The sequence below is a fragment of the Shewanella canadensis genome, from assembly GCF_003966225.1.
GTDB lineage: Bacteria > Pseudomonadota > Gammaproteobacteria > Enterobacterales > Shewanellaceae > Shewanella > Shewanella canadensis.
In genome coordinates this window covers 211,710-230,897 of sequence record NZ_RXNU01000002.1, presented here as the reverse complement: position 1 = coordinate 230,897, position 19,188 = coordinate 211,710, and the positions used below count along the sequence as shown (strand labels likewise).

Sequence of the window (19,188 nt, the reverse complement as noted above, 5' to 3'; positions counted from 1 at the left end):
AGGGCCAAATTAGAGTGAGACGTTCGTTAGTCATTTGATGAACTGAATGGAGATGGCGCCCAACAGACTCGCTCAGGGGAGAAGATCCCGAGAGCGAGAGTTGTGTTTGCCAAGGTTTTATTCGTTTTAGGTCGGTTAGCTAAGCTCAGATAGTTAAACTTAAGCCAGAATAAAGCATGTCAGTTTACCTGCAACTGGCCGTAAAAATTGGTCCGAAGAAGTTAGACTCCTGGAAAACCGCAGTCTCATCGTGACCGACTTCAGAGACCGAAAATATGATCGGACTTGGCGTGCCGGGTAGCATGAGTGGGTCGGCTCGTACCGTGACCGGGTAATCAAGCAGCTCACCCGGCTTTATCACTAACTCCTGTTGCGCGGAGAGCTGAAATAGATCCCGGTTATCGACAGATAGACGATAATACCGTGTCTCTTGGGTCTTGTTTCGAATCTTGAGCGTATAGCTATTTTCAACCATATCATCGACGGTTTCACGATATAGCTCCTGCCTGTCACGTATGACGCTGAGCTGAATTTCGCTGCGGTTATTCATATCTATGCCAATCACAATAAACATGATGATGGCGGCAATGCCGTAGCCGATAAACTTAGTCGATCGGTATACGGGTTTGGGCTTGCCTTCGAGAGCATTTTCACTGAAATAACCGATTAGGTTTGGCTGGTATCCGAACTTATCCATGGTTTCATTGCAGGCGTCGACGCAGGCCCCACAGTTGATACACTCGTACTGTAAGCCATTGCGGATATCTATGCCGGTAGGGCAGACATCCACGCACAGGTTGCAATCGATGCAGTCACCAAGATCAGTCTCTTGTTTACGTTTTCTGGGGCCACGGCTCTCACCCCGCGTCGCATCATAGGTCACCGTCTTGGTATTGCCGTCGAACATGGCCGACTGGAATCGGGCGTATGGGCAGCAATGAAGGCACATCTGCTCCCGCATCCAGCCGGCGTTGAGGTAGGTACACAGGGCGAAGAACCAGACCCAGGCTGAAATCCAGAAGCTGGCCTTTAGGGTAAAGATATCCGGGTAGAGTTCTCTAGCTGGAACGAAGTAGGCGATAAAGGCGCAACCTGTGAGCAGTGCGGCTAGCCCCCAAGTCAGATGTTTAGCGAGTCTCTTTAGTATCTTATTCGAGCTCCAGGGGGCCTTATCTAAGGCTAAGCGTTTGGTGCGGTTGCCTTCTATGCGGGTTTCAATCCAGACAAACATAAAGGTCCAGGCCGTCTGCGGACACAGATATCCACACCAGACGCGTCCCCAGAATACGGTCACGAAGAAGAGCAGGAAGGCAGCCGCAATAAAGACCCAGGCCAGCACGGTGAAATCCTGTGGCCAGAGACTGGTGCCGAAGAAGAAGAACTGCTGTGCTTCGAGATCAAATAAAATGGCTTGCCGGCCTCCGTAAGAGATAAAGGGCAGCAACACAAACAGCAACACCAGACCTGTGTTCATCCCGGTGCGTATCTGCTGAAATACTCCCTTCTGTTCCTTTATCTGGATCTTATTTGCGCCATGGCTACCGGAGGGAGATCGGTCAACCGGGATCTGTTTGACTGCTATGGTGTTACTCGTGGTTTGGTATTTGGGTTCGTTTTTATTGTTTGGCATCTTACTTCTCTAAATGACACAAATCAGACTCTACACATACGCAGATATAGCAAGGCTTAGGCCAACAATGTGACCTTGTTAACTAACTGAAAGTAAGTTGGTTTATGTTTTTTAGATTAATGCTGGATCACGACATATCACTCTTTGGCGATATGTCGTGATTGGTGAGGCTGAAAGTCTTTAGCTACTTTAACTATAAGCCCTTAGCTATAGGCCGGGGGGCATATCAAGGGCCCATTTCAGAGGCTCATATTAGAGGCTCATATTAGAGGCTCGTACTAGAGATAGGGCCCTGAGCTTATACGGGGCGGGTGATATTGAGTTTCTTCATGCGGGATCTAAGCGTACTTGAGGGCAAGCCCAGTTTAGCTGCGCTACCTGTGGGGCCTGAGATACGCCAATGGGTCTCCTGCAATACCTTGGTAATATGTTGTTTCTCCATCGCGGCAAGGCTCTGATCGCTTGAGCTTTTTACCGTTTCATTTGGAGACGATTCAGGAGCAAGTTGCTGGGACAGCTGCAATACCTGACTCTGAGAAAGGATGGACTCTCTTTCGATAACATTTTGCAGCTCGCGCACATTGCCCGGCCAAGTGTGTTGCATCAGCCTCTGCAGCCCCTTGTGGCTGACACGGGTGATCTTCTTGCCCAGCTTGCGATTAAGCTCTTGAATGATATGGCTGACTAGCTCGGGAATATCGCTGAGTCTGTCTCTCAAGGGAGGGACGAAAATGGGGAAGACATTGAGACGGTAGTAGAGATCCATGCGAAATAGCCCCTGTTCAACCCGCTTGAGCAGATCGTGGTGGGTCGCTGTGATGAGTCTGATGTCGACCTTAATGGTGTCGCTGCTGCCGACTCTCTCAAACTCCTGCTCCTGTATCACCCGCAGGAGTTTTGACTGAGCCTCCAGAGTCAGTTCGGCCACCTCATCGAGAAACAGGGTCCCGTTATTCGCCAGTTCGAAACGTCCCTTGCGGCGACTCGTCGCGCCTGTGTAGGCGCCTTTTTCGTGGCCAAAGAGTTCACTCTCGAGCAGATTCGAGGAGAACGCGGCGCAGTTGACACAGACTAAGGGTTTATCTGCACGATTACTGAGTTTATGAAGGTTGCGGGCGACCAGCTCCTTGCCGGTCCCGTTCTCACCGCTGATCAATACCGTACTCTCGGTATTGGCAACCAATTTAATCTGTCCGATCAGCTGTTTTATTTGTGAACTGGTTCCAGAGATCTCAACATCACCGGTTTTATCTGCCAGCTCCAGTTGAAGATACTGATTTTCAGAAGATAGCTTCTCTGACAGCGCCTGCACCTGCTGCAGAGCCTGTCTGAGTGACTGCTCGGTCTGCTTCTGTATGCTAATATCACGAAATATCGCGACCACACCGATAAGGTGACCATCCTTGTAAACCGGCGTCGAAGTATAATGCACAGGAAAGCTGCTGCCGTCCTTGCGCCAGAAGACTTCATGGCTTATCTCGCGGGCTATGCCATCTTTTAAGGTGTTATATATGGGGCAGTCTTCCTTGGGGTAATGGCTACCATCAAGATGGCTATGGTGATGACAGTCATGGATATTTTTCCCCAATAGCTCGCCACTTTTCCATCCGGTCATGCGCTCGGCTGCGGGGTTAATAAATACCGCGTTACCGTCGAGATTAAACCCATAGATCCCCTCGCTGACCGCATTGAGAATGAGCTGGTTTTCCGGCAGAAAACCGTCATGAGCCGAGCTGGCGTTTAAATTAATACCGGTCATAGGACACCGAAAGAGTAGATGGTTGAGGCCAGTATAACGCTAAATGCCTGAGTCGCGAAATGTCGTGGATTACATGGTGCCGCTTGCAAAAGCCTGTCGCAGCTCTTACCATCCAGAAAAGTGCATGAGATGAAACTCTGAACGAGTGAGTCTTTTGTTAATTAAATGTAGGGATATTATGAGTTTTACTGCCTGGCTGAGTTTACTGGCCATCTGCTGTTTGGGCGCTATGTCGCCGGGTCCGAGTCTGGCGATGGTTGTGCGTCACACACTGACGGGGGGCCGTGGTAAAGGCATACTCTGTGCCTGGGCGCATTCCATCGGTATTGGCTTGTATGCGTTAGTGACATTGCTGGGACTCGCCGTCGTGCTGAAACAGGCGCCTATGGTATTTAATGGTATTGCGATTATCGGCGCACTTTATCTGGCCTGGATGGGGGTTAAAGCATTAGGTTCTAAGGGAGGCATATCGGATAAATTAGATGCCGGAAATGGCTCCGATAGTGCCTCATCAACAGATCTTTCGGCGGGTCATTCGAGGGCGGCAACATTCGCGGCAGCACGAGATGGGTTAGCGATCTCGTTATTCAATCCTAAAATAATGCTGTTTTTCCTGGCCCTGTTCAGCCAGTTTGTTATGGCTGCCGACAGCCTGTTTGGTCAGTCATTAATTGTCTTTACGCCACTGATTATCGATGGCCTTTGGTACACCTTTATCGCGCTTATCTTGTCACACCCTTCGGTGTTGCCTAAGCTCAGAGCAAAGGCTGCTATCATAGATAAACTCTCGGGTGTGGTACTCATCCTGCTGGCTATTCGGGTTATCGTTACTATCTAAGTTATTTGGGCAATGAATAACGACTCTCATCGGCACTAAGCCTAAATCAGGCCCATACGGCGGATACAAAAATGCCATCGCAGTTATCTACTGACGATGGCATTGTTTTGGCTACGAGTTTCGAGCTTGAGCTTAAGCTGGCTCTTCAGTTTTTTCAGCTTGAGAGACTGGTGGATTCTTGATGTGATCCTCCAGGTTATCGTTAAGCATGTCTTTGTATTCTTTTGAAAACCACTCTAGTGCCGCATCTTTCTCTGCCGCAAGATCGGAAGATTTTATTGCCGCTTCGAAAGCGTTGAAACGCGAAGCTGCAAAGCGTAATGCCGTGCCTACCTTACTAACATCTTGCTCTTTACCGCTTAGCTCGTTTGCAAGGGCAATAAACTGATCGGCTAACTGAAAAATGGTGGTTTCTTTTCCCGCTTCTGACATGGTGCACTCACTCTGTAATAAATTTTTAGTAGCCAGATTCTAACTTAAATTAGCCATTAATAAATCATTGTTATGAACTATATGCGATCTTAATCGCTATCGGTTACAAGCTAAGAGTGACGGGCTACGACATTCTCTATGTAGGAGCGGCTTTAGCCGCGAATGTTTTGGGTTAGAATGCGCTACATGTCGGGGCTAATGCTTGTCATCCTGAACTCATTCTTTGTAAAGAGCAGGATCCATCTAGCTTCTAATTGCCTTTGCTTTGCCTCTTAAACTTCCGGATCTGAATCTGTGGTTACCGTACCGTCACGGGAATCATAATAGATGGAAAGTGCGGGCAGCTCATTAAAGAAAAATTTGCATTGATCCGGGCTGATATAGGTCGCTCTATAGACTGAATCAGCCACATCGGCAGAGGTGGATACCTTAGGTGCATCTAGCAGTATGGTGCGCCATACTGACATGCAGTCATTGGTATTGTTCAGTCGTGGACTCGCTTCGAAAGGGGGGTAACTTTGAGCCGGCCACCCCCACTGGTTTATATCCAGTTGACCGCTACTGCCATCGTCATAGACCTGGAGGTTATCGACGGGGCCTGAATAGCCCTTAGATGCCCACTTCACATTGGCCAGTTTTATGCCCGTAGAAAAAGCACCTCCGGTTCCCTCCACCGTCGAAATTTGAGCGTCTTGCTTGATATTAATAAACTGTGGCAGCGCAATAACCGCCAGTATTCCCAGCACGATAATTACCACAACGAGTTCAATTAAGGTAAAGCCTGAGGCTCGTTGTGTTGGGGAATACCTGTTGTTCATTCTGTCATCCATGCAAGTGATTATCGGGTGAGCGTTATCCGCTAGCCCTCTTTTAGTTGTTTTAGTTATGTGTGTTATTTCTGGGTGTTATTAGCTATCTGGATCTGAGTCGATAGTGACACTGCCGTCAATCGAGTTGTAGCTGATGCTCAGGTTAGTATTGGCCGAGTAATCATAACGGCATCGTTCTGGTGATAGGTAGTTAGCCTTATAGTCGGTTTCATCGCTGCTGTCCGCCTCTGAGATGCTGGGCTCATCACCTTCGAAAATGGTTTCCCAGACAGAGATGCAATCGGCCTCATTATCGAGTTTAGGTGAGTCGCCTTTTGAATCTGCGGTTTCCCAATGCTGCGCCGGCCAACCGGTGTCGTTAAAGTCTAATTCGCCATCCTTGCCTGTGCCGAAGACCTGCAGATCATCGGCGGGGCCGGAGCCTACGCGGGTAGCCCATACGGCTTTAGCCAGGTTTATGCCTGATTTAAATGCTCCACCCGTGGCTTTAACCGTGGAAATATGGGCATCTTGAGAGATATTGAGAAATTTGGGTAGCGCGACGACAGAGAGTATTCCAAGTATAATGATCACCACTACAAGCTCTATCAGAGTAAAGCCTTTAGTTTTTGCGATGGAAGAGGTCAGTGAGCCAGAATACATACTTGTAATAAACCGAGTGCTATTTAATCTGACCATAATAACACTTTAAAATCGGTTTATAATCTGAGGCTTGTCAGAATTGTAAAAATAGTTGTAATAATAGTTGTAATGTTTGTCGTGCATGCCTGATGTAAATGCCTGTTTGTTACTGGTTTTTGTTGGTGTGTTAATCGAGTTTAAATCGTTAATGAGGGTATATGGTAGAACATTCGAACTGGGATTCATTTATTGAGGCTGAGAAACAGCAGGATTATTTCACTCAACTTCAGGCATTTGTATCTGCCGAGCGAGCCCAGGGTAAAGCTATCTTTCCCCCCCAAGATGAGGTGTTTAGCGCCTTCGAATTGACCCCTCTAAACAGGGTTAGAGTCGTTATTATCGGTCAGGATCCCTACCATGGTCCGGATCAGGCCCACGGTCTCTGTTTCTCGGTCAAGCACGGCATTAAAACGCCGCCCTCATTGGTGAATATGTATAAAGAGCTCGTCGATGACATCGACGGGTTTGTTACTCCTGATCACGGGCATCTGTCGAGCTGGGCTGAGCAAGGTGTGTTGATGTTAAATACCGTGTTGACCGTAGAGCAGGGCAAGGCCCACTCCCATGCCAAATCCGGTTGGGAAACATTTACCACTCATGCATTGGAACTGTTGAATCAACAGACGACATCGATTGTCTTTATTCTGTGGGGCGCTCACGCCATTAAAAAGGGCAAGGTGATCACCGCACCTCAGCACCATATTCTATCCGGGCCGCACCCTTCACCACTCTCGGCTTATCGGGGGTTCTTCGGTTGTAAACATTTCTCCAAAACCAATGCCTTACTGGCATCTGAGGGAAGTGAACCTATCACCTGGCAGGTTTGATTTTAATTAAACGATAGCTGTCGGCCAAGGTGCCGGTAACGCGATTACCAGCCCTGTCTAACAAAAATAACTGGTTCTCGCCGACCAGAAACTGCTTTTCTGTTTTCTCGTTGGCGGGCTCTTGCTTCAAGCTTATTTTACTACCTGTCGAGTTCCACTCAAACACCCCTTGCTCGATAAAGGTCTTATCACTTCTGCCTAAGTATTCAGATTCCAGAATATAGCGATTATCGCGCTTGAGGGTCAGTAGGGTCTTGATCCCCTCGCAGCTTGCACAGGGTGTGATACCCGAATAGGTGCCATCCCAATCGAGAGCATTTTGGCTATTATCGCCAATCGGCAGTTGCACCGCCTGCTCAGAGACCTCAAGGGTTGACTGGGTTGTCTCTGCGTCTTTCTTCTGTTCAGGGACCTGAGTCGAACAGGCCGTAACGGTTATCGCTAGCAGAGCCAACAGAGCCAAGTTAGCTCGTACATTAAATTGAAGTTTCATCCTATTCCTTATTCTTTGTTGGTTTCCGCTCTCTACTCGCACCTCGTCCCTCGCTCCTAAAACCTCGCATTTAAAACTTCAGCACCCGTGTCGGTGTCACTATCATAGGCAGAGGGACATCCCAGTGCTCGCTGGGGAGCGATTGGACCTGCTGGCAATCATGGGCAAAACCTATGGGGTAGGGTTTGCCTATTTTTTGCCAATTGGCTAACGTTCTGTCATAGAAGCCGCCACCCATACCCATTCTGCCCCCAGTGTTGTCGAACGCCACCAAGGGGGTGACAACGGCATCGAGCTGATGGGGTAAAATCATCTTACTGATATCTAATACCGGCTCCAAGATCTTTAACTTATTCTCTACCAATGCCGTCTCGGGCGTGTAAGCGAAGAAGAGTAGGTTGCCTTTAGTGAAAGGATGAAGGCGGGGCAGATATAGGTTAACCCCCTGTTCCCAAAGGGCACGGATCAGGGGCTGAGTATCCAGCTCACCATCATTGGTCAGGTAGAGGGCGACATGTTTAGCCTCGAGCTTAGTCAGTTCAGCAAGTATTAACTGCGTCGCAGTGGCGGCAAAGCTGTGTTGTTCCTTATCACTTATGCATCTTCGGGCATCGCGTACTTGCGCTCTGAGCGCCGTGCGCGTCGCTTTAGCCGATTGACTCGATGAGAATTGTGGTTTCAATGATTGATTCTCTTTCTCTGGTCTGGTTCTGTGTATCCCTTTCACCAGTGTATCTCCTGAAGAGGCTCGACTACAAATGAAGCTATCTCATCTACCTCTGAGTGCCCTAGTGAGGGGCTACCCCATCAGATGCCAAGCCCTCTGCATTAAAAATAGCGCAAATATACAGCAAGTGTCCGGTGGCGGACAGTTGTTGGCCTGACAAGTCTCTATATTATCGCCCTTCAAATAATGAATCTTGATTACTGACAAGGCAACTATGAAGAACTCCTGTTTTTAAGAGCAAGGAGAGTGCTTTGGCTTTGGTCACAATCGTAAGACGTACAAATTTAGCTAAAAGTGGAGTGGAAAGGGTCGATGAAAAACCTTAATAGGCGAGTAAAAAAGAGTGAAGGCCGTAAGCTTGGTTTTATTGGAAGCCTGCAAATCTCTCTCGCATACCTTATTGTACCCGCTGGCGCCGGGGCGCTGCTTGGGTTAGCCGCTGGACTGGCTTTTGCCAGTACGGCAGTAGCGGGTTTCGATGAGAAGGTCGCCGCCTCGTTTGCGGCTAAGTATCAGGTGTGTGCACTGAAACTTAAAGATACACCCGGATACCGACTCAAGGCGTTGGGGCTTAAGGCTAAGTCAGATGAGATTGGCCGCGACAAGCTAGGTGGTGGCGGATATATAGCGGCTTTTCAGAAAGAGAAAAAGAAGGCATGGCTGCTATCAAAGAAAGAGTGCAAGAAGTTCGCGAATAGACTCTGAGAGTTCACATCCTGTTTAGAACCTCTATTTGTGGGGCTTGAGGGTTCATATTCTATTCAATTCTAGCCGAAGTGAGTGTCCCCCATGTAGGAGCGGCTTTAGCCGCGAAGGCTTAATAACCATGAGCTTTGCTCATCATTCTTAACTCATTCTTTGTAAAGAGCAGGATCAATGCCTCTGCTGTTTGAATACTTCACAGATTGTAATAGCTCGATAAAACTCCAGATACAAAAAAGCCATCACGGTTAGGTGATGGCTGGTTTGTTGCTCGAATCTTGTGACTCGAACCTAGGTCCTAGAACCTTCTTTAATAAATTGCTCCCCAAAAAACCGTTGCCAACGTAGCCCTTGAACCGTAGTTCAAGGCGGGTAAATGATTATCTCCTAAGGCTTCTCGATACGAGCCGAGCATGCACAATGTCAATAAAACATTCACCCTGGGTTTTGTAGATATCGGCACAGGGACATTGCCGGCTGACGCGAATCCCAGGGAGCAAAACTGGTTATCAGGTCCATCTTGTTAACTAATTCTTTCTTAGCTAAGCGTCACGCCCGTAAAGGGGTAACACAATAAATGGACACTGATTAAAATCTTATCTTTAACTCATTCCAGAAAACAAATTCCAGAACTCTGTCTCAAATTCTGTCTCTAACTTCTATCTCTAACTATAGTCGCTAACTTCTATCTCTAACTACAGTTTAATCGTCTTTTGTCGAACGCTCAACGAGTGCGTTCTCTAAAGTCGACTGAAGCAAACCGATTTTATCATCCATTTGCTTAATATAATCTTGATTTTTTTGCTGTTCTTCCAACAACTCATAACCGATATTCAGGGCTGCCATAATGGCAATTTCTTCGCGACTCAAATTGTTGGTTCGGTTTTTCAATGAACTCAACTGTTGTTCGAGGTTTTGTGCCACGTGCTGCAATGCTTCCTCTTGTCCTTGCGGGCAAGCGATGGAGTATGTACGGCCTAACAAGCTAATTTCAATAGCGTGGCTACTCATGACGCAAAGGGTCCTTTCTTCTGGCTCTTGAGCGGACTATATCGGTCTGCATGGCAAAGTGCAACATGAGTAAGCGCTAAGATGCCCAAGATTAGATTAAATGTTGTTTAGATAACCAAAGCAGGATGAATAACGCCCAAAATCCATGAGGAACTCGCTAAGATGCCCCAGATTGGCTAGCATCAAAACCGTTTGTTTAGATAACCAAAGCAGGATGAATAACGCCCAAAATCCATGAGGAACTCGCTAAGATGCCCCTGATTGGCTAGCACCAAAACCGTTTGTTTAGATAACCAAAGCAGGATGAATAACGCCCAAAATCCATGAGTAACTCGCTAAGATGCCCCTGATTGGCTAGCACCAAAACCGTTTGTTTAGATAACCAAAGCAGGATGAATAACGCCCAAAATCCATGAGGAACTCGCTAAGATGCCCCTGATTGGCTAGCACCAAAACCGTTTGTTTAGATAACCAAATAGCGCATGAATAAAGGGCAAAGAGCAGGTGGCATGAGCTATATATGTAGGAGCGGCTTTAGCCGCGAATGATGTAGGAGTGGCTTTAGCCGCGAATGTTCTCTCGTTGCTTTTGTTGGATTCTGAAACAAGTTCAGAGTGACAGGAAGGGGGGCTTTCGAAACTTCCCACCTTATTCAACCCGAAAACCATACATAAAGGCTTAGATGTCGGTGTTGTGCATCGCTTTTCTTGGTTGAACGTGTCACTTCTGCTAGCATGTATACCAGTATATTTTGCTTTCGGACACAGTTATGGCTACCCCTCCCTCTTTACGTATAGACAACTTAATGGCAGCACTCGACGCGGCAGAAATTGGTCAGCAGCCGGGTGAAGTACATGGCGCGCTTGTGGGCTTGATTTGTGGTGGTGTCGAGCAATCAAAAAAGGCATGGAATAGTACATTTTTGGAGCTGATGAATGATGGTCTGCCCCTGCCGGATGCACTGCAACAACTGATCGATGAGCTCTATCAGGATACCCTGGCAAGATTGTCTGATCCCGATTTTGGATTTACGCCTATGCTTCCTGAAGAGGAGGAGCCCTTAGCTAAACGTGTCGAGGCGCTTTCTCTATGGGTGCAAAGCTTCCTGACCGGTATTGCCATGGTTCAGCCCAAGCTGAATAAAGCGTCGAGTGATGTGCAAGAGGTTATTAAAGATCTTGCTGAAATTGCGTTGGTGGAATTTGATGTTGGCGATGATGACGAGTCTGAGTCAGCGTACATGGAGCTGACGGAATTTTCTAAGATGGCTGCCTTGCTCTGCTATTCAGAGTTTGGCCCTGAGCCCTCAGAGCAAGAAGCGGGTGTTATTCACTAATAACAGTTGGTAGTCGATAGGCTATAAGCAAATAGTCGCGACACACAAAAATCTATCTCTTATCGAGTTTCGGCACAGCGTTTGTGACTCAGACGTTATGCCGGATAAGAAGCTTTGGTGTAGTAGAGAACCTTAATGAAAGCTCAAACTGAACAAGATACCTGCCAAACAATTAATGTTGTCGATGTCGCCATTGTTGGCGGTGCGATGGCCGGGGCCACCTTGGCCTTAGGGTTAAGAAAATTGGCTAAAGACCTTCGAAGACCACTCAAGATTGCCCTTATCGAGGCTCATCGCCCCGATGACAATCATCCTGGTTTCGATGCGCGTTCAATTGCTGTCGCCCACGGCTCTATCTTCGAGCTGAATCGACTCGGAATTTGGCCAAAGATAGCCCATCTCGGCACCCCGATAGAGAACATTCATATCTCAGATCGCGGTCACTTTGGCATGACCGAGCTCAATGCAGATGATTTTTACCTAAAGCATCTGGGTCAGGTTATCGAACTCGAGCAGGTGGGTAAGGTGCTGTTTAAGCAGATAGCAGACACCGATATTGAACTCTATTGTCCGGCTAAACTTGCTTCGGTTGAGGCGCAAGCTAACGCGCAGTTGCTGACACTCGATGATGGCACCCAATTGAGTACATCACTGTTGGTGGCTGCCGATGGGGTTAACTCCAAAGTCAGACAGGCATTTAAACAGCCTCTCGAACAGGTCGATTTCGATCAGGTTGCGGTCATTGCTAATGTCGAAGTTGCCAATGAAAAAACGGGCAAGGCCCATGAAAACTGGGCATTCGAGCGATTTACAGATTCCGGTCCTCTGGCTATTCTGCCCATGGCCAAGTCTAAAGGGGTCAACAGGGTCTCCTTGGTGTGGGCACTGAGGCCCGATGATGCCGAGCGTTTATTGTCAGTGCCTAAGGCCGAGTTCCTAGCCGAATTGCAGCAGGCATTTGGCTATCGCGCCGGTCAGTTTACCGGTATTGGCGAGCGCCACTCTTATCCCTTGTTACTTTCGCACATGCCCAGACCTATCTACCACCGTACCGTCTTTATCGGTAATGCGGCCCAGACACTGCATCCCATTGCCGGTCAGGGGTTTAACTTAGGTCTGAGAGATCTGGTGAGCTTACTCGAAGTACTAAAGCAGACCATAGAGAGCGAAACTGTCGATGAGCTGGACCTTGGCAGCGCTCAAGTGACTCATCAATATCTGCAAAGCCGGGAAGCTGATCGAAGCACAACCATGACAAATATTGAGTTTCTGGTTCGAGGCTTCTCTAACGACTATTGGCCGCTCGTTGCAGGGCGCAGCCTGGCATTGAGGTTATTGTCATGGCTGCCGCCACTGAAGACGCCTATTGCGCGTAGTGCGATGGGGTGGCGATCATAATCGCTAAAGCTTTAAACATTAGCTTTGACTATAAGTTTTGAGCGCAAGTTTTGCAGAATCATAAGTATTTACTTTTAAGGATGGTTAAATGTTGAGTACACAAACCTATGATGTCGCCATTATCGGCGGAGGAATGGTCGGGCTGGCTACCGCTATCGGGCTGGCAATGGAAGAGTTGCGGGTCGTGGTTATCGATGCGGGCGAAACTCATGTCGTCTCGGGCGAAGCCAGACTTAGGGTCAGTGCCATCAACAAGGCCAGCCAGCGATTACTGCAAAATTTGGGGGCCTGGAGCTACCTGGACAATGAACGTCTCAGCCCCTATCAAAAGATGGAGGTGTGGGATAAGGATAGCTTGGGGAAAATCGGTTTCGATGCTCACTCACTCAGCGAGCAGCACCTTGGCAGCATCATCGAAAATGACAACATCAGTTTTGCCTTGGCGAAAAGAGCGGCCGAGTTTGACGAAATTACCCACCTCGAGAATCACCGCCTGGAGAAAATTGCTTTCGGTGAGCGTGAAGCCTGGTTAACGCTGGACAACGGCGACAACCTTAGTGCCGCATTGGTGATAGGCGCTGACGGTGCTAACTCCTGGGTACGTGAACAGTGTAAAATTCCGATGACGTTCTGGGACTATGGCCATCACGCCATCGTTGCCAGTATACGCACCGAGATCCCGCATTTAGACACCGCAAGACAGGTCTTTCTGGATGAAGGGCCATTAGCCTTCTTGCCTATGTATGAGTCCAACCTCTGCTCTATCGTCTGGTCAGTGCCGCCTGCAAAGGCTAAAAAACTGCTCGACGCCGACAAGCAGGAGTTTGAGCGTACACTTACCGCCGAGTTCGATGGCCGTATGGGCATGTGCCACTTAGAAGGGGAGCCTCAAGCATTCCCGCTCAGAATGCGTTATGCCCGTCACTTTGCCCGTCATCGTCTGTTACTGGCCGGCGATGCGGCGCACACCATTCACCCATTGGCGGGGCAGGGGGTCAACTTAGGCTTCCTGGATGCGGCAGCCATTATTGAGACTATCGGCGAGCTAAAACTCGATGGTAAAGATATCGGCGATTATGGCAATCTGCGCGCGTTAGAGCGTTGGAGAAAGGCCGACGCCCTGGAGATGATCACTGCAATGGAGGGCTTTAAACGCCTCTTCGAAGGGAGCAATCCGGTGAAGAAAGCCCTGCGCGATTTCGGCCTGAATTTGGTCGATAATATTTCTCCTGTGAAAACACTGTTTATGCAACAGGCGATGGGTAATAAAAGCAGCCTGCCCAAACTCTGTAAAGCAGAATAGTAATTTTGTAGGATAGGATTAATAATCCAATTTTTTCAGTAAGTTGTTATGGCTTTATTTGAAAGCGTCTCAGTGCATGTAAAAAAACTACATGCTTAACATGAGAAAAAGTAATGGTTTAATCGTTCGGATTAGAAAATTCTCTTGTATACAAAACTGTGACTCAGGGTATAATTTCGCCGCATTTTGATACATGACTTTGATGCTATTTAACGCAATAGATGTAAGTTCTATCTTTGCAATCACATCCTGGCAGTGAGTTCCCTACGCCAGGCAAAGACCCGAAAAGGGCTACAAAGAAGAGATAATAATGGCTAATAAAACAGTACTCTTTAACAAGCACTTGGAATCTGACGCCAAGATGGTCGATTTCCATGGTTGGGATATGCCTCTTAACTATGGTTCACAGATCGAAGAACATAACGCCGTTCGTCAAGATGCCGGTATGTTTGACGTGTCACACATGACCGTTGTCGATGTGACCGGCACTGATGCTTGTGCTTTCCTACGTAAATTATTAGCGAACGATGTCGCTAAGCTTAAGGTTCCCGGTAAGGCGCTATACGGCGGTATGCTGGACCATAATGCTGGCGTGATTGACGACCTGATCACCTATTATCTTACCGATACCCATTACCGTGTCGTAGTTAACTCTGCCACCCGTGAAAAAGACTTAGCCTGGATTGCCGAGCAGGTTAAAGGCTTCGACGTTGCAATCACCGAACGCCCAGAGTTAGCGATGATCGCCGTTCAAGGACCTAACGCCAAAGCGAAAGCGGCCATGGTTTTTAACGCTGACCAAAACGCTGCTGTCGAAGGGATGAAGCCATTTTTTGGTGTTCAAGCCGACTCTCTGTTTATCGCGACGACAGGTTACACCGGCGAAACGGGTTACGAAATCATCGTGCCTGAAGCCGAAGCCGAAGCGCTATGGCAAGGTCTTTTAGAAGCCGGTGTTAAGCCCTGTGGACTAGGTGCCCGTGATACCCTGCGTTTAGAAGCTGGTATGAACCTATACGGTCTGGATATGGACGAAACGGTTAACCCGTTAGCGGCCAACATGGGCTGGACCATTGCGTGGGAGCCACAGGACCGTGACTTTAACGGCCGTGAAGCACTGACCGCGATTAAAGCCGCCGGTACCGAGAAGATGGTTGGCCTTATCATGGAAGCCAAAGGTGTGATCCGTTCGGGCATGTCGGTATTTTTCACCGATAGCGAAGGCGTTGAGCAGCAGGGCACCATTACCAGTGGTACATTCTCGCCGACATTGGGCTACTCTATTGCGATGGCCCGCGTGCCGAGAAGCATAGGTGATACTGCTGAAGTCGAAATGCGCAAGAAGCGTGTCTCTGTTAAAGTAGTTGCCCCAAGCTTCGTACGCAACGGTAAACAAGCCTTTTAATAGAGTTAGTGGTGGTTGTTTTTTGTTGCCTGTGGTCTTCGATGCACATCAAGTGTGCGCAAGCTCTTGAAACTTGAATGAAACACCTGCTAATTCGAACGAAAAATCAGTATATTGTCTTATCAATAAAATTTAGATCTCGGAATAAGGATTAACAATAATGAGCAACATTCCAACTGAATTAAAATACGCTTCTTCTCACGAATGGATCCGTAAAGAGGAAGACGGTAGCTATACCGTGGGTATCAGTGAACACGCACAAGAGCTTTTGGGCGACATGGTATTCATTGAGCTTCCTGAAGTTGGTGATACCGTGAGTGCCGCTGAAGATTGTGCCGTTGCAGAATCAGTAAAAGCCGCATCAGACATCTACGCGCCAATATCGGGTGAAGTACTTGCCATTAACGAAGCGCTTGAAGATTCTCCAGAGCTGGTCAACAGCGATGCATTCGGTGACGGCTGGTTCTTCCGCGTCATGCCTAGCGATGTTGCAGAGATCGACAACTTGCTCGATGCCGAAGGCTATCAAGCCGTTATCGACGAAGAATAAGCCTTGATTGAAAACAAAGCCTCACTCTCTTAGATTGAGGCTTTGTTCGTTATAGCCATACATCCTAAATCAAAAATGAGACCGGTAACTCCGCCCCCTACAGGTTGGATATCGGCAAAAATGGAACCAGGTTATCATGACCACAGAAACCCTCACTCAGTTAGAGCAGCACGAACTATTTATCCGCCGTCACATTGGCCCGGACAGTGCGCAACAGCAAGAGATGCTGAACTTTGTTGGTGCAGAGTCTTTAGAAGACCTGACACAGCAGATCGTACCTGAGTCAATTCGCCTTAACCGTGACTTAGCCGTTGGCAGCGCGTGTGGTGAAGCCGAAGGTATGGCCTATATCCGTGAAATAGCGGACAAGAACAAGGTCTTCAAGAGCTATATCGGTATGGGTTACTACGGTACTGAAGTGCCAACAGTTATTCAGCGTAATGTATTTGAAAATCCAGGTTGGTACACGGCTTACACCCCATATCAGCCAGAGATCGCCCAGGGCCGTTTAGAAGCGATTCTTAACTTCCAGCAGGTCTCTATGGATCTGACCGGTCTGGATTTGGCCTCGGCATCACTGCTCGATGAAGCCACCGCAGCGGCAGAAGCTATGGCACTGGCCAAGCGTGTCTCTAAGGCGAAAAAAGCCAATATCTTCTTCGTCGCCGATGACGTATTCCCACAGACATTGGACGTAGTGAAAACCCGCGCCGAATGTTTTGGTTTCGAGATTGTCGTCGGTCCCGCAAATGAAGCGGTTAACTACGAACTGTTTGGTGCCCTGTTCCAGTACACCAACCGTTTCGGTGAGATCACCGACTTTACCGAACTATTCGCCGAGCTTAAAGCCAAGAAGGCGGTTGTATCGGTTGCCGCCGATATCATGTCACTGGTGATGCTTAAGTCGCCAGGCTCCATGGGCGCAGATGTGGTCTTCGGTAGTGCCCAGCGTTTCGGCGTACCTATGGGACTTGGTGGTCCACACGCGGCATTCTTCGTTACCCGTGACGCACACAAGCGTTCACTGCCGGGTCGTATTATCGGTGTATCACAAGATACCCGCGGTAACCGCGCGCTACGTATGGCGATGCAGACCCGTGAGCAGCATATTCGCCGCGAGAAAGCGAACTCCAACATCTGTACCGCACAGGTACTTCTGGCCAACATGGCGTCGTTCTATGCCGTATACCATGGCCCACAAGGCCTTAAGATTATCGCCGAGCGTATTCATCGCCTGACCGATATTCTGGCATCTGGCCTGACGGCAAAAGGCGTTGAGCTGGTTAACGGTACCTGGTTCGATACCCTCTCTCTAAAAAGCACCGACAGCAAAGCTATCACGGCCCGCGCCGTGGCTGCAGGGCTTAACCTGCGCATCGATTCAGATGGCATCTTAGGTGTCAGCCTGGCTGAAACCACACTCCGTGAAGATATCGCCGAGCTGTTCGATGTTATCTTAGGTGAAGGCCATGGGTTAGATGTTGCTGCACTCGATGCCGAAATCATCAAGGCTGGCAGCAGCTCAATTCCGGCTCAGCTTGTTCGTACCGATGCCATCCTGACTCACCCGACCTTTAACAGCTATCACAGCGAAACCGAGATGATGCGTTACATCAAGCGTCTCGAAAACAAAGATCTGGCGTTGAACCACTCGATGATCTCACTCGGTTCATGCACCATGAAGCTGAATGCGGCGACTGAGATGATGCCTATCAGCTGGCCTGAGTTCGGTAACATGCACCCGTTCTGCCCGCTGGATCAGAGCGAAGGTTATACCGATCTAATCGGAGAACTCGCCGATTGGCTTGTGGATATCACAGGTTATGATGCCATGTGTATGCAGGCCAACTCTGGTGCGTCTGGCGAATATGCCGGTCTGCTGGCTATCAGGAATTACCACATCTCACGTGGCGATGCTCACAGAAATGTCTGTCTGATCCCTCAGTCTGCTCACGGTACTAACCCGGCCTCGGCTCAGATGGCTGGCATGAAGATTGTCGTTACCGCGTGTGATAAGGCCGGTAACGTCGACATGGAAGACCTCAAAGCGAAAGCGGCAGAGGTGGCTGAGAACCTTTCATGCATCATGATCACCTACCCATCGACGCACGGCGTGTATGAAGAGACGGTAAGTGAGATCTGTGAAGTCATTCATCAGCATGGCGGTCAGGTATACCTCGACGGCGCTAACATGAATGCTCAGGTTGGTCTGACAACACCGGGCTCTATCGGTGCAGATGTGTCTCACCTTAACCTGCACAAGACTTTCGCTATCCCACATGGCGGCGGTGGACCCGGTATGGGCCCAATCGGTGTTAAGGCTCACTTAGCGCCATTTGTCGCCGGTCACGTTGTGGTTAAGCACGGTCGTGAATCTGACAACAATGGTGCGGTTTCTGCGGCGCCATACGGCAGCGCAAGCATCTTGCCTATCACCTGGATGTACATCAAGTTATTGGGTCATCAGGGGCTGAGACAGTCAACGCAGGTTGCCCTGCTAAGCGCTAATTACGTGATGAAGAAGCTGTCTGAGCATTATCCTGTGCTTTATACCGGCCGTAACGACCGTGTTGCACACGAGTGCATCATCGACTTGCGTCCGCTTAAAGAGTCATCGGGCGTGACCGAGATGGATATTGCTAAACGTCTGAATGACTATGGTTTCCACGCACCAACCATGAGCTTCCCGGTTGCGGGTACGCTAATGATTGAGCCGACGGAATCTGAGTCTAAGGTTGAGCTGGACAGATTCATCGAAGCGATGATCTCTATCCGCGGCGAAGCGTCGCGCGTCGAGTCAGGCGAGTGGCCAGTGGATAACAATCCGCTGCACAACGCACCGCATACACTGGCTGACATCATGGACCCAGAGTTTGACTCACGTCCATACAGCCGTGAGACCGCCGTATTCCCAACGGCAGCGGTTAAGCTAAACAAGTTCTGGCCTACGGTTAATCGTATCGATGATGTGTTTGGTGACAGAAACTTGTTCTGTGCTTGTGTACCAATCTCAGATTACGAATAGGTTTTCGTAGAAAACCTTTTGTAGGAGTGGCTTTAGCCGCGAATTGATTAAAGCGAACCAGAGATGGTTCGCTTTTTGTTTTTATAGCCGTCATTCCGGCATGCTTGTTGGCCGGAATCTATTCTTGTTTCTTATGGCCTATCGGCCACTAAAGTCGTGGAATTCCATTCCACACCAGGGCAAGGAGGACTGCTCGTCCTCGCCCTCCTTGCATCCACCCTAACGCCCCGGCGAAGTTGTC

The 19,188-nt window shown here is 48.8% G+C and carries 17 protein-coding genes and 1 other RNA gene; 9 read left to right on the top strand and 9 right to left on the bottom strand.

The window, feature by feature from the left end:
• Positions 1–184 precede the first annotated feature (184 nt).
• Entirely contained in the window at positions 185–1,630 is a 1,446-nt protein-coding gene (gene ccoG, locus EKG38_RS04550; protein WP_126519036.1) for a cytochrome c oxidase accessory protein CcoG, read from the bottom strand.
• Positions 1,631–1,928: 298 nt separating this feature from the next.
• Positions 1,929–3,389: a sigma-54 interaction domain-containing protein gene (locus tag EKG38_RS04545; protein WP_126519035.1), complete on the bottom strand. Its 1,461-nt coding sequence runs from the start codon at positions 3,387–3,389 to the stop codon at positions 1,929–1,931.
• 178 nt (positions 3,390–3,567) lie between these two features.
• On the opposite strand from EKG38_RS04545, the gene EKG38_RS04540 reads away from it, so the two are divergent.
• Complete coding sequence (locus tag EKG38_RS04540) at positions 3,568–4,227, top strand: LysE family translocator (protein ID WP_126519033.1); 660 nt, start codon at positions 3,568–3,570, stop codon at positions 4,225–4,227.
• A gap of 132 nt (positions 4,228–4,359) precedes the next feature.
• Here the strand turns inward: EKG38_RS04540 and EKG38_RS04535 are convergent, their stop codons facing one another.
• From EKG38_RS04535 to EKG38_RS04525, 3 genes are all read right to left on the bottom strand, one after another.
• Entirely contained in the window at positions 4,360–4,659 is a 300-nt protein-coding gene (locus tag EKG38_RS04535) for a DUF3144 domain-containing protein (protein ID WP_126519032.1), read from the bottom strand.
• A gap of 272 nt (positions 4,660–4,931) precedes the next feature.
• Positions 4,932–5,477 carry a type II secretion system protein gene (locus EKG38_RS04530; RefSeq protein WP_246033085.1) on the bottom strand — a complete coding sequence of 182 codons (546 nt, stop codon included), beginning with the start codon at positions 5,475–5,477 and terminating at the stop codon, positions 4,932–4,934.
• 90 nt (positions 5,478–5,567) lie between these two features.
• A complete protein-coding gene (locus EKG38_RS04525) occupies positions 5,568–6,131 on the bottom strand; it encodes a type II secretion system protein (protein ID WP_126519383.1) in 564 nt (187 codons plus the stop codon).
• Between the two features lie 197 nt (positions 6,132–6,328).
• Here EKG38_RS04525 and ung point away from each other — a divergent pair, with 197 nt between their 5' ends.
• A complete protein-coding gene (ung, locus tag EKG38_RS04520) occupies positions 6,329–6,997 on the top strand; it encodes a uracil-DNA glycosylase (RefSeq protein WP_126519029.1) in 669 nt (222 codons plus the stop codon).
• Here the strand turns inward: ung and EKG38_RS04515 are convergent.
• On the bottom strand, positions 6,981–7,490 hold the full coding sequence (locus tag EKG38_RS04515; protein ID WP_126519027.1) for a copper resistance protein NlpE: 510 nt from the start codon (positions 7,488–7,490) through the stop codon (positions 6,981–6,983). The two genes, ung and EKG38_RS04515, sit on opposite strands and share 17 nt — an antisense overlap.
• Before the next feature lie 70 nt (positions 7,491–7,560).
• Positions 7,561–8,217, bottom strand: coding sequence for a 5-formyltetrahydrofolate cyclo-ligase (locus tag EKG38_RS04510; protein WP_439332638.1), 657 nt, complete (start codon positions 8,215–8,217; stop codon positions 7,561–7,563).
• 312 nt (positions 8,218–8,529) lie between these two features.
• On the opposite strand from EKG38_RS04510, the gene EKG38_RS04505 reads away from it, so the two are divergent.
• Positions 8,530–8,922: a hypothetical protein gene (locus EKG38_RS04505; protein WP_126519026.1), complete on the top strand. Its 393-nt coding sequence runs from the start codon at positions 8,530–8,532 to the stop codon at positions 8,920–8,922.
• Between the two features lie 315 nt (positions 8,923–9,237).
• On the opposite strand, the gene ssrS is transcribed toward EKG38_RS04505, so the two are convergent.
• Both ssrS and EKG38_RS04495 read right to left on the bottom strand, forming a co-directional pair.
• A non-coding RNA gene (ssrS, locus tag EKG38_RS04500) (6S RNA) lies at positions 9,238–9,418 on the bottom strand.
• A gap of 203 nt (positions 9,419–9,621) precedes the next feature.
• Positions 9,622–9,930: a cell division protein ZapA gene (locus EKG38_RS04495; RefSeq protein ID WP_126519023.1), complete on the bottom strand. Its 309-nt coding sequence runs from the start codon at positions 9,928–9,930 to the stop codon at positions 9,622–9,624.
• 769 nt (positions 9,931–10,699) lie between these two features.
• Here EKG38_RS04495 and EKG38_RS04490 point away from each other — a divergent pair.
• From EKG38_RS04490 to gcvP, 6 genes are all read left to right on the top strand, one after another.
• Positions 10,700–11,266, top strand: a complete 567-nt coding sequence (locus EKG38_RS04490; protein WP_126519022.1) for a UPF0149 family protein — start codon at positions 10,700–10,702, stop codon at positions 11,264–11,266.
• A gap of 135 nt (positions 11,267–11,401) precedes the next feature.
• Positions 11,402–12,664, top strand: coding sequence for a 2-octaprenyl-6-methoxyphenyl hydroxylase (gene ubiH / locus EKG38_RS04485; protein WP_126519020.1), 1,263 nt, complete (start codon positions 11,402–11,404; stop codon positions 12,662–12,664).
• An 88-nt stretch (positions 12,665–12,752) separates the two neighbouring features.
• The gene (locus tag EKG38_RS04480; protein WP_126519018.1) at positions 12,753–13,967 is read left to right on the top strand and encodes an FAD-dependent monooxygenase; all 1,215 of its coding nucleotides are present in this window, start codon (positions 12,753–12,755) and stop codon (positions 13,965–13,967) included.
• A gap of 310 nt (positions 13,968–14,277) precedes the next feature.
• Positions 14,278–15,372 carry a glycine cleavage system aminomethyltransferase GcvT gene (gene gcvT / locus EKG38_RS04475; RefSeq protein ID WP_126519016.1) on the top strand — a complete coding sequence of 365 codons (1,095 nt, stop codon included), beginning with the start codon at positions 14,278–14,280 and terminating at the stop codon, positions 15,370–15,372.
• Positions 15,373–15,532: 160 nt separating this feature from the next.
• Positions 15,533–15,922 carry a glycine cleavage system protein GcvH gene (gcvH, locus tag EKG38_RS04470; RefSeq protein ID WP_126519015.1) on the top strand — a complete coding sequence of 130 codons (390 nt, stop codon included), beginning with the start codon at positions 15,533–15,535 and terminating at the stop codon, positions 15,920–15,922.
• Between the two features lie 136 nt (positions 15,923–16,058).
• A complete protein-coding gene (gene gcvP / locus EKG38_RS04465; protein ID WP_126519013.1) occupies positions 16,059–18,947 on the top strand; it encodes an aminomethyl-transferring glycine dehydrogenase in 2,889 nt (962 codons plus the stop codon).
• Positions 18,948–19,188 lie beyond the last annotated feature (241 nt).

Coding starts and splice junctions, on each gene's coding strand:
- ccoG (WP_126519036.1), bottom strand. CDS start 1,630: ATGCCAAACAATAAAAACGAACCCAAATACCAAACCACGAGTAACACC.
- EKG38_RS04545 (WP_126519035.1), bottom strand. CDS start 3,389: ATGACCGGTATTAATTTAAACGCCAGCTCGGCTCATGACGGTTTTCTG.
- EKG38_RS04540 (WP_126519033.1), top strand. CDS start 3,568: ATGAGTTTTACTGCCTGGCTGAGTTTACTGGCCATCTGCTGTTTGGGC.
- EKG38_RS04535 (WP_126519032.1), bottom strand. CDS start 4,659: ATGTCAGAAGCGGGAAAAGAAACCACCATTTTTCAGTTAGCCGATCAG.
- EKG38_RS04530 (WP_246033085.1), bottom strand. CDS start 5,477: ATGAACAACAGGTATTCCCCAACACAACGAGCCTCAGGCTTTACCTTA.
- EKG38_RS04525 (WP_126519383.1), bottom strand. CDS start 6,131: ATGTATTCTGGCTCACTGACCTCTTCCATCGCAAAAACTAAAGGCTTT.
- ung (WP_126519029.1), top strand. CDS start 6,329: ATGGTAGAACATTCGAACTGGGATTCATTTATTGAGGCTGAGAAACAG.
- EKG38_RS04515 (WP_126519027.1), bottom strand. CDS start 7,490: ATGAAACTTCAATTTAATGTACGAGCTAACTTGGCTCTGTTGGCTCTG.
- EKG38_RS04505 (WP_126519026.1), top strand. CDS start 8,530: ATGAAAAACCTTAATAGGCGAGTAAAAAAGAGTGAAGGCCGTAAGCTT.
- EKG38_RS04495 (WP_126519023.1), bottom strand. CDS start 9,930: ATGAGTAGCCACGCTATTGAAATTAGCTTGTTAGGCCGTACATACTCC.
- EKG38_RS04490 (WP_126519022.1), top strand. CDS start 10,700: ATGGCTACCCCTCCCTCTTTACGTATAGACAACTTAATGGCAGCACTC.
- ubiH (WP_126519020.1), top strand. CDS start 11,402: ATGAAAGCTCAAACTGAACAAGATACCTGCCAAACAATTAATGTTGTC.
- EKG38_RS04480 (WP_126519018.1), top strand. CDS start 12,753: ATGTTGAGTACACAAACCTATGATGTCGCCATTATCGGCGGAGGAATG.
- gcvT (WP_126519016.1), top strand. CDS start 14,278: ATGGCTAATAAAACAGTACTCTTTAACAAGCACTTGGAATCTGACGCC.
- gcvH (WP_126519015.1), top strand. CDS start 15,533: ATGAGCAACATTCCAACTGAATTAAAATACGCTTCTTCTCACGAATGG.
- gcvP (WP_126519013.1), top strand. CDS start 16,059: ATGACCACAGAAACCCTCACTCAGTTAGAGCAGCACGAACTATTTATC.